The sequence below is a fragment of the Tenacibaculum profundi genome, from assembly GCF_057162725.1.
This window is the reverse complement of sequence record NZ_CM169894.1, coordinates 1,069,711-1,084,693: the sequence shown is the minus strand read 5'-3', so window position 1 is coordinate 1,084,693 and position 14,983 is coordinate 1,069,711. Positions and strand designations below refer to the sequence as shown.

The window sequence follows — 14,983 nt, the reverse complement described above, 5'->3', positions numbered from 1 at the left end:
TAATTTTTTAGAATTTGAACTATTATTTTTTCAATTTTAATAAACAGTAAGTGTACTTATTAATTGGTAAAAAGCATAATAACTTTAAATAAATCAAGATTTAAATAAAATGAAATCACTCCACCCTAAGAATATTCATAAAAGCGGCTATGACTTTGAGCTTTTAATGAAGAATAATCGAGATTTAATTCCATTTGTAATTGAAAAGTTTGAAAAGTTAACTATTGATTTTTCAAATCCAAAAGCAGTTAAACATCTAAATAAAGCACTACTAAGTAGCTATTATAATATAACTAATTGGAATTTTTCTGATAAAAATTTATGTCCTCCAATACCTGGTAGGGTAGATTATATTCATTATTTAGCAGATTTAATAAAAGGAAAAAATAATATTTCCGTTTTGGATATTGGTACAGGAGCTACTTGCATATATCCTATTTTGGGTGCAGCAATATATAATTGGAATTTTGTAGCTTCAGATATAAATAAAGATTCACTTAAAATAGCACAAGACAATATTTATAAAAATAATTTAGATAATAAAATTAAATTAAGATATCAAGAGGATGCTTCAAAAATTTTAACAGGTGTTATAAAAAATGGAGAAAAGTTTACTTTAACGATGTGTAACCCTCCTTTTTATAGCTCAATGAGTGAGGCAATATTAGTAAATAAGAAAAAGAATAAAAATTTAGGTGTTAATTTAGCAAGAAACTTTTCAGGAATTAAAGAAGAATTGTGTTATAAGGGGGGAGAGAAAGCTTTTTTGCATAATTATTTATATCAAAGTTCATTGTTTTCGAATTCAAGTTTTTGGTTTACAAGCTTGGTTTCTAGAAAAGAAAATGTTAAAAGTATGGAGCTGTCTAGTAAAAAAATTGGTGTGAAGGATTTCATAAATATACCAATGTTTCATGGAAATAAAGTTACTCGAATTGTTTGTTGGAAATTCTAAAGAGTTTTTTATTTAATGCCTGCATTTTGCTAAATTATTAGAATGAGCAAAAATAAAGAAGCAAGTAAAAACTCAGAAAATAGGTGTATTTACTTGCTTACGGGGGGACAATACTAAAAGTTTGGTTAGTTTTATTATCATTGCCTCAGCAAATCTACTAGGTTTTGATTGTATTGGGTTACGGGTTTCCGTAGTAGGTTTTTTTTAGAATTAATGTTTTTTGTTAAAGAACAATCACCGAAAAATCGGTGATTGAGTGTTATCGTGGGATAAGAAAAAAATGTATACATTTTAAAGCATACTAAATTTTAAGTTTAAATTTATTGTACTAGTAAATTAATGTTGAATAAAAGCGTTTTCTCTGTGGCTATCCGTAAAAGAGGTCTTTTTATTTAGTTATTATCTATGAAAAACTAAAAAGTAGCTGTATTTTCAGTGCTACATTAACTTTACTATTTACATGAGAATATATTACTATCTCAATTATAATTTAAATAAATAGTATGGTAAGTAATAACTATAATGGGTAAATAGGGATTGTAATGAAAATGTTATTTGGCTTTTAATCTAGGCAATTTTGGTTCCATTCTTTACTTTTCTCTCAGGACTTATTATTGTTACCTCTTTTTTATTTCCTAATCCACCTAGAATAAGACATTCACTCATAAAGTTTGATATTTGTTTTTTTGGAAAATTAACGACAGCCACTACCTGCTTACCAATTAAATCTTGTGGTTGATATAATTTAGTTATTTGTGCAGAGGTTTTTCTTATGCCTAATTCACCAAAATCAATAAACATTTTATAAGCAGGCTTTTTAGCATTTTTTAGATTTTCGACATTTATAATAGTACCGATTCTCATATCTACTTTTACAAAGTCATCCCACGAAATTATATTTTTAATATTAATATCCATTTGCAGTAAAACTACAAAATTGAAATCAAATTATTATTTAAAAAAGGAAAAACACTTTTATGTCAGATTGATCAACGTTTAGGATCTTGTTTTTAGCTTTAAGGGTTTTGTATTCAGTGTATTATGTGTTTTTTTGGTAATTTCGTACTGTAAGTAATTAGTCCGTTATTACAAAGGTAAGGGAAATACCAAAAAAGCTGGCTTGAGCAAATCATGATTAAGTCAGCTTTAATTTTTTTTACTATTTAATAATCTATTGGCGGCATTAAATGGTGTTGTTTTCTTATTTTCAAGCAATGATATTTCTTTGGTTAACAGTGTTTTAATTTTTAAATCATTATAAAATTCACTTTTGAGTTTTGCATTAATGGTTTCGAGCAGCCAAAACTTATTTTGTAAGTTTCTTTTTTTACTAAAAAATAGACTTTTTTTATTTTTGGAAATAAACTCTTTTATCATATTATATATCTGATCAATACCTTCATTTTTTAAGGCACTCGCAATTAAAACTTTTGGAATCCAACCATTCTCTTTTGGAGGATATAAGTGTAAAGCTCTGTTAAATTCAATTTGAGCTATTTTAGCATTTTTAATGTTATCTCCGTCAGCCTTATTAATAATAATTGCATCTGCCATTTCTATAATTCCTCTTTTTATACCTTGAAGCTCATCACCAGCTCCAGCAATTTTTAATAATAAAAAGAAATCTACCATTGAATGAACAGTAGTTTCTGATTGCCCTACCCCTACAGTTTCAATTATAATAGTATCGTAGCCAGCAGCTTCACATAAAATAATACTTTCTCGTGTTTTTTGCGCTACTCCTCCCAAAGAGCTTCCAGAAGGGGAGGGACGAATAAAAGCATTTTTATCTGTAACTAATTGCTCCATTCTTGTTTTATCGCCAAGAATACTTCCTCTATTTACAGAGCTACTAGGATCAACTGCTAAAACAGCTACTTTTTTTCCACAACTGGTTAAGTGTTTACCAAACGACTCTATAAAAGTACTTTTTCCTACTCCTGGTACTCCAGTTATACCAATTCTTATTGATTTATCTGAATGAGGAAGACAGGCTTCTAATATTTTATTTGCTTTTTTTTGATGATTGGGATTCGTGCTTTCTATCAAAGTAATAGCCCTACTTAAATAACTAATATCTCCATTTAATATCTTGTCAATAAAAATTTCTACTGAAGGCTGTTTTCTTCTGTTTTGTTTAATTTTTTCAACAGAAAATTTATTTGTTGTTTTAGGTGCTGATATACCATCCTTTTCAGTAAAAGTAGATTTATGTTTTTTTTTCATTAAAAGTATTGAACTATTTTTCTTTTTTAGAAAAACTCTTTAAACGTTTTAGAGTTTATAATATGAGTTTACGATTATAAAATTTGTATTTTGTAAATTTAAAATAAAATCCAAGGAAAATCAATAAATAGAAAACGTATTCTTTTTTTGATGAAAATATAAGCACCGTTTTTAAGCTGTCCGATGTTTGTTTTTTGATAATTTATAGTTTCAAAGTAGGTAATAAATTAATCCCGTCCCAAATAAATAATTTTTGAAATCGTTTTGGGTAGCAAAAGTATTATTAGAATAATAGGTTATAGATTATAAAACAAGTTTTAGCCTATAAAATTGACAAATTTTTATCTTCTAAATGTTCAGGAGAACTAAAAGCGATCTTAAAAAATTATAAGGAGTTTATTTTAGAAAAGCGAGTTATTAAAACACAAAAAAAGATAATCAATAATAAGAGTTGCTAATTAAAAATGTTTTGGACGCTATTGGTAATAAATTATATAATACTTTATATATAATTTGAATGAAGTTAGATTATAACTTTAATTCAGAATATATTTCTTTTATTTTTATATACTAACTGTATAAAACAATAAAAAGATTGCCTTTAGGCAATCTTTTTATTCGACTATTGATAATAATCAGTTTGCGATTTAACGAAATGTATCACGAGCTTCGTCAAAAGATTTTTCGATAACTTCAACATTAATAGCATTTAGCCCTTTTTTTCCTCTTTGAGTTTCAAATCTAACCTTGTTGTTTTTGGTTATGTTATCAATTAAACCTGAGTCGTGAACAAAAATATCTTTTCCTGTTTCTGATGATGTAATGAATCCATATCCTTTGGAGTCATTAAAAAATTTTACTATACCTTCTTGCATTGGTACTTAATTTTATGTTATTATTAATTTTTGATCATTTGACTACACAGTTAATTAACAAAATTCCTGAGAAAAATGAATTAATTTAAAGTTATTTAAACACTAAAAATAATAAAGGGACGATGAAATAAAAAAAGGCAAGAAGAGAATAAACTCAAAAAACTAATTACTAAATAATACCTTAAAATTAATAAATGTAACCAAATGAACACTACAAAAGTAGTGTTTTTCGTTTAATAAAAGATAATTGAAGTTGTTAATATCAAATATTTTATATACTATTTAAAAAAGAGTCCAAATTTCAGGACTCTTTTTTAACTATTTCAACAACAATTTATGATGAGATTTTACTTTAATTATATACAAAACTAATTGATTTCTCTTTCGTGTATTTTTTTTTTGTTGACTTTTCTTTTTTGGAAAGTTGAACTGCTTGTTTCTGTTGCTTAATGGTTAATGTTATATTTCAACTGAAATAATTATAAATTAAATTATTTTTAAAAGGTAAATGTTAATTCTTAATAGATGTTTTAAGAATTTTCTTTAAGTTTTTAGTGTTTTTTTATTTTTAATAGAAAGTTATAAACTTTACAAAAACTTGCATTGAAATCCATTTCTATATTCTTTTTAAAGTAACTATCTTAGCACTTGTTAAACACGACTTTTTCTATGGAATTATTTAAGGAAAAACAACTTAAAATTTATAACTCGCTATCGAAAAAAAAAGAATTTTTTAAACCTGTAACTGCTGGTAGAGTAGGGATGTATGTTTGTGGGCCAACGGTTTATAGTAATGTTCATCTGGGAAATGTCAGAACATTCATGTCTTTTGATATGGTGTATAGATATCTTTTACATTTAGGATACAAAGTTCGTTATGTTAGAAATATAACTGATGCAGGTCATTTAGAAAATGATGCAGATGAGGGAGAAGATCGGATTGCTAAAAAAGCCCGTTTAGAGGAAATAGAGCCAATGGAAGTAGTTCAAAGATATACTGTTGACTTTCATGATGTAACAAAGATGTATAATTTTTTACCTCCAAGTATTGAACCAACAGCAACAGGTCACATTGTTGAACAAATTGAAATGATTAAAGAAATTATTCAAAAAGGGTTTGCTTATGAAGTAAATGGTTCTGTATATTTCGATGTGTTAAAATATAATGAAAATCATAATTATGGAATTTTGTCTGGTAGAACAATAGAAAATGCCATACACAACACTAGAGTTCTTGACGGTCAGACAGATAAAAAAAACCCCCAAGATTTTGCCTTATGGAAGAAAGCAGATGATCGTCACATCATGAGATGGCCTTCTCCTTGGAGCGATGGTTTTCCTGGTTGGCACCTTGAGTGTTCAGTGATGAGCTCGAAGTATTTGGGCGAGCAAATAGATATTCATGGAGGAGGGATGGACTTAAAATTTCCGCATCATGAATGCGAGATAGCACAGTCTCATACATGCTCAGGAGTACAACCAGTTAATTATTGGATGCATGCTAATATGTTATTGCTTAATGGTCAAAAAATGGCTAAGTCGACCGGAAACTTTATTTTACCTGAAGAAATTTTAAACGGGAAAAATGATATTCTACCGAAGGCTTTTAGTGTAGGAGTTGTTAGATTCTTTATAATGCAAGCCCATTACAGAAGTATTCTAGATTTTTCGGGCGATGCGTTACTAGCTTCAGAAAAAGGTTTTAATAGATTGATGGAAGCTATTAGGACTTTAAAATTAATAAAAGGAGAGAACAAAACATCGTATTTTGATTTAGACAAATGGGAACAGAAATGCTACGATGCAATGAATGACGATTTTAATACTCCAATACTAATAGCTCATTTATTCGATGCTGTTAAGTATGTGAATCTTCTTAATGATAAAAAAGCAACAATTTCTGTAGAAGACTTGGAAAAATTAAAAAACACATTAAATATTTTTACTTTTGACATTTTAGGGCTATTGAGAGAAAATAGCCAAGAAGAGAGTAAAGCATTAGAAGGGGCTGTAGAGTTATTAATAAAATTACGCAAGGAGGCAAGAGAAAATAAGAATTGGATATTATCTGATCAAATCAGAGATGAATTGATAATTCTTGGAGTGCAATTGAAAGATGGAAGAGATGGAACAACTTTTACAATAAACTAGTTGAAAAGAATACTTACATATCCATTTATTTTATTAGTCCGTTTTTATCAAACCGTTATATCACCTTATACTCCATCAAGTTGTAGATATATACCGACGTGTTCTCAATATACCATTGAAGCTTTGAAGGAGCATGGTCTTATATATGGTTCCTGGTTAGCTATTAAACGTATTTTTAGCTGCCACCCTTGGGGAGGAAGTGGTTATGACCCAGTTCCTAGTAAAAAACAAAAAAAATAATTAAAAATACAATGAATTTTTTATCAGTAGTTTGGGATATAGATCCCGAAATTTTTAAAATAGGAGGCTTTGGAGTTAGATGGTACAGTCTAATGTTTGTTTTAGCCTTTATTCTAGGTCTTCACTTAATGAAGAAAATTTTTGTCAATGATAATATTTCTGAAGAAAAGTTAGATCCTCTTTTTATGTATGTATTTATATCAATGTTGATAGGAATGCGTTTAGGAGATGTTTTCTTTTATAGCTGGGATTACTATCAAAATCATCTTCTTGAAATTATACTTCCTTTTAAAAAACAAGAAGGAGCAAGCGCTCTTTTTGGAATGGTAAATGGGTGGAAATTTACTGGTTTTACTGGCTTTGCAAGCCATGGTGCAGCTATTGCAATACCAATAGCACTGTATTTTTATTCAAAAAAACACCTATATAAGCCATGGTTGTTTATTTTGGATAGGTTAGGTATTATGGTTGCCTTGGCAGGATTCTTTATTAGGTTTGGGAATTTTTTTAATTCTGAAATTTATGGAAAGCCAACAGAAAGTAATTTTGGCGTTATTTTTAAAAGGGCTGGGGAAACAGTTCCAAGGTACCCAACACAGTTATTTGAAGCCTTCAGTTACTTAGGATTATTTTTTATTTTATGGTATTTTTATTGGAAAACAGATAAAAAGAATAAATCAGGATTTCTTTTTGGGTTGTTTATGGTAGCATTATGGTCACTACGATTTTTTATTGAATTCTTAAAAGAAGCTCAAGTCGAAGGAAGAGAGGATTGGGTTTTAAATTCATTAAATACGGGACAAGTACTAAGTATTCCATTAGTATTAATTGGATTATGGCTGATGTTCAGGAAAAACAGATTAAATGTATAAAAAAATTATTTAATTTTTTTATATTAAAATTTCATCCCTAACTTCATGTTTAAAACTCTTCCAGTCATATAGTTAGGGATTCCATATTGTTGTTTGCTATAGGCGTCTCTTACCCATGTATTGGTTATTGCATTTCTAATATCGAAAATATTAAAGAGTTCAAGTCCAATAGTCAATTCTTTGAATTTACTAAGAAAACCATTTAAAATTGGTTTATTAATATCAGTCAAAACATAAGAGATCCCTAGGTCAGCTCTCTTATAATCATTTAGTTTGTTTTGAAATTTGTACACATCAGAGTATGCAGGAGCTCCTCCAGGTAAACCTGTATTATAAACTATATTTAGATATGCTTTTAAACTAGGTAAATTCGGAATATAATCTTGAAAAAGGACTCCAAATTTTATTCTTTGATCAGTAGGTCTAGCAATGTATCCTCTATCATTTATGTTTTCTTCAGTTTTTAAGTAACCAAAGCTTACCCAGCTTTCATTCCCAGGGACAAATTCACCATTTAGTCTCATATCAATACCATAGGCATAAGCATCAGTGAGATTATCTGCTCTGTATCTAATTCTTACATTGTCAATTGAATATGCGTTTATTTCAGTCAAGTTTTTGTAGTACATCTCTGTAGTCAATTTAAATGGTCTATTCCATAGTTTAAAACTATAATCATTACCCGTTACAATATGAATAGATTTCTGTGCTTTAACTTCAGGGTTAACTAGACCATCGTAACCACGGAATTCTTTGTAGAAAGGAGGTTGCGAATACCATCCTCCAGATAATCTAAAAAGCATATCAGCGCTCCAATTCGGTTTAATAGCCAGCTGAATTCTTGGGCTTATCACAGTATTACTTTTTTGATTCAAAGCGTTAGCCTTGATGTTCCAATGATGTACTCTAACTCCAAAATTCATCCATAACTCGTGATTTTCAATAAAGGTTTTTCTACTTAATTGAACAAAGCCTGTAATTCTTTTTGTATCAATAGTATTTTTTGCTTTTACATTTTGATAAGGTTCAATTGGACCAGAATATGGCTCATAAGGTTGGTTATTAATTAAGCTGTTAGGGGGACGAACAGAAAAGCCAACAGAATCTATAATTTCCCACTCATTAATTTTATCTCTAATATTTTCGTTTTGATATTTAATTCCGGCTTGCCATTCATTTTTTCCTTTTTTTAACGAGGCTCTAATTTGAATAGCATTTATTAAGGCATCTAAATCATTTCTAGCGTGATTTATTTGACTTCCTATGCCCTGAGAAAAATCAACTTCACCAAAATTCTCAGATCCAGCATTAGTATTAATTTCTCCTAAATTATATGCCGCAGCAATATCAAAATATTCTTCTTCTTGTGTATTAAAAGATGATATCGTTCCGGTTAGTTTTAGGTTTTCATTTATCTTGTAATCAGTAGAAAAAGCACCAAATAATGTTTTAAATTCATCTTTTTCTTGACCTTGGTAAAATACAATCAGTTCAATAGGGTTTACAAAACCACCAAATCTTGTTTTACGTGTTAAAGGCTTATAGTTATATTTGTTCAAGGAAAAATTACTAAGGAAATTTAATGTAAGTTTGTTAGAATATTTATAAGATAAATAAGTTTGAAAATCGGTAAACTGAGGTCTGAAGTTTACCTCTGTTTGTTTATTATTTACAAATAAACTATTATCTCGATAACGCACTCCAACAATTGCACTAAGTTGATTATTTAAATAAGAATCTTCTACAGAAACATTAGCGCCCAACAAACTTAAGTCTATTTGGGCTTTAAAACTTTGAGGTTTACGATAAGTAATGTCTAAAACAGAAGAAAGTCTGTCTCCGTATCGTGCTTGAAAACCACCTGCTGAAAAATTGATATTTTGAATCATTTGTGAGTTTATAAAGCTAAGCCCTTCTTGTTGACCCGATCTGATTAAAAATGGGCGATATACTTCGATACCATTTACATATACTAAGTTCTCATCAAAATTACCTCCTCTAACGTTATATTGTGTGCTCAGTTCATTATTATTATTAACTCCAGGTAGTGTCATTAGTATATTTTCGACACCAGCATTAGCCCCTACAAGGTCATTCATTTTTTTTGAGTCAATTTTCAACATTCCTTGGGCTTCCTTCTTTCTGTTTTTTACTACGACTTCTTTTAGGTTTTTGTCTAATGCAACCAATTTAGGAAAGTAATTAAAGGTTCTAGTACCACGTGCAGTAAACTTTTTGGTTTTCTTTTCAAATGAAATATGGCTAAAAGTAACTACAGTTGTTTTATGTATTGGGATGGAAAGTTTATAATTTCCATTTTTATCTGAGGTAGTACCTTTATCGGAATAGGTAATAGCAACATTTTCAATTGGATTATTATTTCTATCAGTTATTTTACCTTTTATAATAGCTGTTTTTTGAGCAAAGATAAATACTGGGAAAAAAAGTATGATAATAAGCTGTTTCAATGTGTCTGGTGTTTATTTTTTAAAAAACGTAGCTTTTAGGGTTTTGGTATTTCCAACGTTATCGGAAACTACAATTTTAAAAATATGTTTGCTGCCAACCAATTTTTTATCACTAAAATCATAAGTTAAAACCCCTCTTTTATGATTATATTCCATCAATATCCATTTATTATCGATTGTCGCCTTGTAATTTTTTATTCCAGTCTCTTTATCTCTTATCCTTACCTTTAGGGTTTTATTTTTAGAAATCCATTTACCGTTTTGAAAGTTTAATAATTTTATTATTGGCTTTTTAGTATCAAAATTTAAAGTGTAACTTCCTAATGACTTAGTTGATGTATAAACCTTATCTGTTTTTTTTTTAGTAGAAACGTATCTTGGGTATTTAGGATTAGTTACGTTGGCAATGTAAACTTGTTGTTGTTGAGCCTCGGAAAGATGTGATGTGCCAAAAGTTAAAGTATATTTTTTATTTAGAGGTATCGTAGGTTTGTGTATATGAGCTATGCCGTTATCTATTTTAAAATTAATAAAACAGTTGTTATAAAAAGATTTTGAAGGAAAGGCCACTGTTACATTTTGTAATTTAAATTTATTAAAATGATTACAGTTTATTTTATAACCAGTAGTATCTAGTTCTTGTTTTGTATAGTTGTTTTTTACACCTTTTACAGGGATTCTAATAGTTGTAGTATTCTTTTTAAAGTCGCTACCAATTATCTCAACTATATAATTATTGTTTTTTTCAATGTTGATAATTCCATTATTTATTAGATTTTCGTAAGTACTTAACTTATTTACTGTATCTATATACGTTTTTTGAAATCTTTTTCTATATTTTTTGTAATGAGAGTAATCGATATGTAAGTTTATGAATTTACTTTCTGAAAAAGAAAATGTTTCTACATCATGATAATACACCGTATTTCCATTAACTTTCATTTCTAGACTATAAATACCATTTTTGTTTAGAGCGTTATTTAATCTGTCAAATAAATGAACACCGAAACCAATTTTTCCAGCCGCTGTAATTCTGTCGGTAATGTATTTTCCTTCTTCAATTTTTTTAAAATCAATAATTGCTTTGCTATTTGAGTTGTTTACTGTTGCACCATCAAGAGGGTAAACCATTAGTTGTTTTATTGTTGGTTTTATGCTATCAAAAACATCTAGATTAAAGAGTAATGGATTGATTATTTTTTCTGTTTTGGTATCTCTTATTTCATAATGCAAGTGAGGACCTCCAGAACTTCCTGTATCCCCAGTGTAGCCAATGATGTCACCTTTCTTAAAGATGAATTTATTCTGTTTAGGAAAAAGGTTACCAATAGCATATTTTTGCTTCTTATACTGATTTATTTTAACAAAGCTCTGAATGTTTTTGGCAAATCTTTTTAGATGAGCGTATACAGTAGTATAGCCATTCGAATGGTTAATATACAAGGCTTTTCCATAACCATATTGACCAATTTTAATTCTAGAAACATAGCCGTCAGCAGGAGCGAAGATAGGTACACCTTCTTTGCCTTGGGTTTTAATATCTACGCCAGCATGAAAATGATTACTTCTTAATTCTCCGAATGTTCCAGCAAGAATGATTGGTATTTTTAATGGGGGAGCGAAATAATCCTTAGGGTATTTATCTTGACAAAATAAAGTCTTTGTAAAAAGTGTGAAAAAAAGTAAAAGATAAAGCTTCAAAATCATAAGGGGTTTTAAACAAAATTAATAAAATAATTGTAAAGCATTAATAATTTGTTAATCAATTAGTTTACTAAAAAGCTGTAAAAAATTTGTTAAATTAATCAATATTAATAACTTTGTAAAAATAGTTTTATTCTCAGAAAATTAATGTTAAATACCCACGAGGCGATTCATTTACTGGAAGTTAAAATAAAAGAACTACTTTCTAAGTATGAGTTTTTAAAGGAAGAAAATAGTATTCTGTTAGAAGATAATGCAAGGTTACAACGTTTATTAAGAGAAAAGCAACAACAATTAAACGATAAGCAAGATAAATACGACTTGCTTAGGGTTGCAAAAACTATTGAGGGCAGTAAGAAAAATACAAGAGAAACAAAACTCAAAATAAATACATTAGTACGAGAAATCGATAAATGTATCGAATTGTTAAGTACTTAAAGTTCTTTTTATGACGAAACTAAAAGTTAATGTTGTGATAGCAGGCAGAACTTATCCGTTAAATGTAAATTCTGTGGAGGAGGAAGAAGGAATGAGAAAAGCTGCAAATCAGATTAACGATTTAATTGCTAAATTTGAAGAAAATTATGCAGTTGCAGATAAGCAAGATGTATTAGCGATGTGTGCTTTACAATTTGCTTCTAAGTTAGAAATAGAATCAATAATTAAATTAAAAAGAGATAGAGATACATTAAAAAATATACAGTCATTAATAAGTTTAATTAATGTCAGACTATAAATAAAGTTCTTAAAAATATTAATATACTGCCCGCATTAGTATTATAGTTTAATAAACTCAACACTATTAAATTAAAAAGGATAAGTCATGGTTAGTAAAGTATGCCAACTTCGTTTTGGATTCTTGATCAATCAGTTAGTCCTAAACCTGTTTATATGGAGTTTATAAAACCTTATTAATGCGGGCTTTTTTATACAATCAATTCAAAATTATGGAAGGAGTATTATTTCCTGTCTTGGCAGGAATTATAGGTTTAGTGGTAGGGTTTGTTATTACTAAAATGCTAGAGAAGACCAAAGCAAATATGTTAATAGTTGAAACTAAGGATAAAGCAAAAAATATTATAAAAGATGCGAAGGTTGAGGCAGAAGCAATAAAAAAAGATAAAATTTTACAGGCAAAAGAAAAATTTATAGAGTTAAAGGCAGAGCATGAAAAAGTAATTTTATCAAGAGAAAAAAAGGTTTCTGACATAGAAAAAAGAATAAGAGATAAAGAAAGTCAAGTTTCAAATGAGTTAGATAAAAACAAAAAGCGTAATAAGGAATTGCAAAAAAAAGAATCAGATTATGATTTTAAAATTGGAATTATAGAAAAGCGTGAGAATGAAATTGAAAAATTACATAAGCGACACGTCGATATGCTAGAGCAAATATCAGGTTTGTCAGCCGATGAAGCTAAAACTGAATTAGTAGCATCTTTGAAAGAGGAGGCTAAGGCAGATGCAATGGCGTTTATTCAAGATACGGTTGAAGAAGCTAAAATGACAGCTCAGCAAGAAGCAAAAAAAGTAGTGTTGAACACAATACAGAGAGTTGGTGTAGAGCAAGCTGTTGAAAATTGTGTTTCTGTTTTTAATTTAGAATCGGATGACGTCAAAGGTAGGATAATCGGTAGAGAAGGTCGAAATATAAGAGCTTTAGAATCTGCAACGGGTGTTGAAATTATCGTAGATGATACACCAGAAGCAATCATACTATCTTGTTTTGATCCTGTTAGACGAGAAATCGCTAGGTTATCAATGCATAAATTGGTTACAGATGGAAGAATACACCCGGCAAGAATTGAAGAAATTGTTCGTAAGACAGAAAAACAAATAAGTCAAGAAATTATAGAGGTTGGAAAGAGAACAGTTATTGATTTAGGGATACACGGCTTGCATCCAGAGCTTATTAAAACTGTAGGTAGAATGAAGTACAGGTCTTCTTATGGTCAAAATTTATTACAACATTCGAGAGAGGTCGCTAATCTTTGTGGTATCATGGCTGCTGAAATGGGGCTTAATGCAAAGGCAGCTAAAAGAGCTGGTTTATTACATGATATAGGTAAGGTGCCTGATACTGAGAGTGAATTACCGCATGCACTACTAGGAATGCAATGGGCTGAAAAATATGGAGAAAAACCTGATGTTTGTAATGCTATTGGAGCGCATCATGATGAAATAGAAATGAAAAGTATGCTGTCACCAATAGTTCAAGTTTGTGATGCTATTTCAGGAGCAAGACCAGGTGCCAGAAGACAGGTTTTAGATAGCTACATACAACGTTTGAAAGATCTAGAAGATATTGCCTTTGGGTTTGCAGGAGTTCAGAAGGCATATGCTATTCAGGCCGGTAGAGAGTTAAGGGTAATGGTTGAGAGTACAAAAGTTAGTGATACAAAAGCAGCAGAGCTATCTTTTAATATTTCGCAGAAAATACAAACAGATATGACTTATCCTGGTCAAGTTAAAGTTACTGTTATTAGAGAAACAAGAGTCGTTAATGTGGCAAAGTAAAAAGCTTACACTTATATAAAATAAAACTCCAACCTTAATATAAGGTTGGAGTTTTTCTATTTTACTATCTATTTCTTCTCGATCTTCCTTCTTGTTCAGGAATTGTATTTTTAAAACTGTTATTAGATTTTCTTCGTCTTATAATTCTACTTCTGTTACCTATGTTTGCATTTGGCATAGCTCTGTAATAGAAAAAGTTGTTATCCTCTCTAAATCGACTATAGTTATTTCTAAAACTTTTCTTATAAAAATAAAGATCATCATAATTATAAATGTCTCCAATATTTATATCGATATTAATCGAATTGTCACAGTTTCTTCTGTCGTCAAACATAGCTCTAGTTCTTACACGTCCTTCATAAAAAGGATCTCCCCATCTATTATAGTGAATGCGTAAACCTCCAATTTTAACTAAATTTCCAGCGCTATACCTCATAAATATACCTCCTATTCTGGTAACATTACCTCTAATGTTATAATTAACAAAAACATTTCCAATTCTTCGTATCTTTCCACTATAATCTCTTTCTATTCTAACTCTTCTATTGATTCTTGTCCTTCTACTTCTGTAATCTTCATAAGAATTGTCTCTAAAGTGAGTATTAAAATCGAAATCACCATTAAGGAACACATGAAATTCTATACCTTTTTCAATAAAGGTTATCTTGTTGTTAAAAGCATGTTTTCTATCGGCACTAAAACCACTATTCAGTATATTAAGGGTATTGGCCTTTATTGTTACTGTCAGTATTAATGTTGTTATTAAAAAAATCCCTGTTCTCATAATTACTAAATTTAGGGTTATGCTTACTCTTTATGCTTTTCAGCTTCCGCTATTATCTTTTACTTTTCAAAAGACATGCCAAAAAATACCATAGATTAAAGGTTGTTTTTCTGTAATTAATAATCTTTAATAAAATACTATTTCAATATTGTTGATTATCATTGAAATAATTTATATTTAAGAATATATAAGATA

At 29.3% G+C, this 14,983-nt stretch carries 13 protein-coding genes and 1 other RNA gene; 8 read left to right on the top strand and 6 right to left on the bottom strand.

Features of this window, described 5'->3' with window-relative positions:
• Window positions 1-109: 109 nt before the first annotated feature.
• Entirely contained in the window at window positions 110-955 is an 846-nt protein-coding gene (rlmF, locus tag AC2GW8_RS04370) for a 23S rRNA (adenine(1618)-N(6))-methyltransferase RlmF (protein WP_440881571.1), read from the top strand.
• A 567-nt stretch (window positions 956-1,522) separates the two neighbouring features.
• Here the strand turns inward: rlmF and AC2GW8_RS04365 are convergent.
• The 3 genes from AC2GW8_RS04365 to AC2GW8_RS04355 form a co-directional block, all read right to left on the bottom strand.
• The gene (locus AC2GW8_RS04365; RefSeq protein WP_440881570.1) at window positions 1,523-1,873 is read right to left on the bottom strand and encodes a tRNA-binding protein; all 351 of its coding nucleotides are present in this window, start codon (window positions 1,871-1,873) and stop codon (window positions 1,523-1,525) included.
• A gap of 228 nt (window positions 1,874-2,101) precedes the next feature.
• A complete protein-coding gene (gene meaB / locus AC2GW8_RS04360) occupies window positions 2,102-3,181 on the bottom strand; it encodes a methylmalonyl Co-A mutase-associated GTPase MeaB (RefSeq protein ID WP_440881569.1) in 1,080 nt (359 codons plus the stop codon).
• 647 nt (window positions 3,182-3,828) lie between these two features.
• A complete protein-coding gene (locus AC2GW8_RS04355) occupies window positions 3,829-4,056 on the bottom strand; it encodes a cold-shock protein (RefSeq protein ID WP_440881568.1) in 228 nt (75 codons plus the stop codon).
• Between the two features lie 669 nt (window positions 4,057-4,725).
• Between AC2GW8_RS04355 and cysS the strand changes: the two genes are divergently transcribed.
• Genes cysS through lgt form a run of 3 tightly spaced genes read left to right on the top strand, consistent with a single transcriptional unit; the run spans window position 4,726 to window position 7,319 of the window.
• The gene (gene cysS, locus AC2GW8_RS04350; protein ID WP_440881567.1) at window positions 4,726-6,207 is read left to right on the top strand and encodes a cysteine--tRNA ligase; all 1,482 of its coding nucleotides are present in this window, start codon (window positions 4,726-4,728) and stop codon (window positions 6,205-6,207) included.
• Window positions 6,208-6,447 (top strand): membrane protein insertion efficiency factor YidD, encoded by a 240-nt coding sequence (gene yidD, locus AC2GW8_RS04345; RefSeq protein ID WP_440881566.1) that lies wholly within the window; start codon window positions 6,208-6,210, stop codon window positions 6,445-6,447.
• An 11-nt stretch (window positions 6,448-6,458) separates the two neighbouring features.
• Window positions 6,459-7,319 (top strand): prolipoprotein diacylglyceryl transferase, encoded by an 861-nt coding sequence (gene lgt, locus AC2GW8_RS04340; RefSeq protein ID WP_440881565.1) that lies wholly within the window; start codon window positions 6,459-6,461, stop codon window positions 7,317-7,319.
• Window positions 7,320-7,342: 23 nt separating this feature from the next.
• On the opposite strand, the gene AC2GW8_RS04335 is transcribed toward lgt, so the two are convergent.
• Window positions 7,343-9,787 carry a TonB-dependent receptor gene (locus tag AC2GW8_RS04335; protein ID WP_440881564.1) on the bottom strand — a complete coding sequence of 815 codons (2,445 nt, stop codon included), beginning with the start codon at window positions 9,785-9,787 and terminating at the stop codon, window positions 7,343-7,345.
• A gap of 12 nt (window positions 9,788-9,799) precedes the next feature.
• A complete protein-coding gene (locus tag AC2GW8_RS04330) occupies window positions 9,800-11,494 on the bottom strand; it encodes a M23 family metallopeptidase (RefSeq protein ID WP_440881563.1) in 1,695 nt (564 codons plus the stop codon).
• Window positions 11,495-11,638: 144 nt separating this feature from the next.
• Between AC2GW8_RS04330 and AC2GW8_RS04325 the strand changes: the two genes are divergently transcribed.
• The 4 genes from AC2GW8_RS04325 to rny all read left to right on the top strand — a co-directional run bounded on the left by AC2GW8_RS04325 (window position 11,639) and on the right by rny (window position 14,004).
• Window positions 11,639-11,929, top strand: coding sequence for a coiled-coil domain-containing protein (locus AC2GW8_RS04325; protein ID WP_440881562.1), 291 nt, complete (start codon window positions 11,639-11,641; stop codon window positions 11,927-11,929).
• 10 nt (window positions 11,930-11,939) lie between these two features.
• On the top strand, window positions 11,940-12,227 hold the full coding sequence (locus AC2GW8_RS04320) for a cell division protein ZapA (RefSeq protein WP_440881561.1): 288 nt from the start codon (window positions 11,940-11,942) through the stop codon (window positions 12,225-12,227).
• 55 nt (window positions 12,228-12,282) lie between these two features.
• Window positions 12,283-12,391, top strand: a non-coding RNA gene (ssrS, locus tag AC2GW8_RS04315) — 6S RNA.
• 47 nt (window positions 12,392-12,438) lie between these two features.
• Window positions 12,439-14,004: a ribonuclease Y gene (gene rny, locus AC2GW8_RS04310; protein WP_440881560.1), complete on the top strand. Its 1,566-nt coding sequence runs from the start codon at window positions 12,439-12,441 to the stop codon at window positions 14,002-14,004.
• A 64-nt stretch (window positions 14,005-14,068) separates the two neighbouring features.
• Here rny and AC2GW8_RS04305 read toward each other — a convergent pair whose 3' ends face one another.
• On the bottom strand, window positions 14,069-14,788 hold the full coding sequence (locus tag AC2GW8_RS04305; RefSeq protein WP_440881559.1) for a hypothetical protein: 720 nt from the start codon (window positions 14,786-14,788) through the stop codon (window positions 14,069-14,071).
• Window positions 14,789-14,983: the final 195 nt, after the last annotated feature.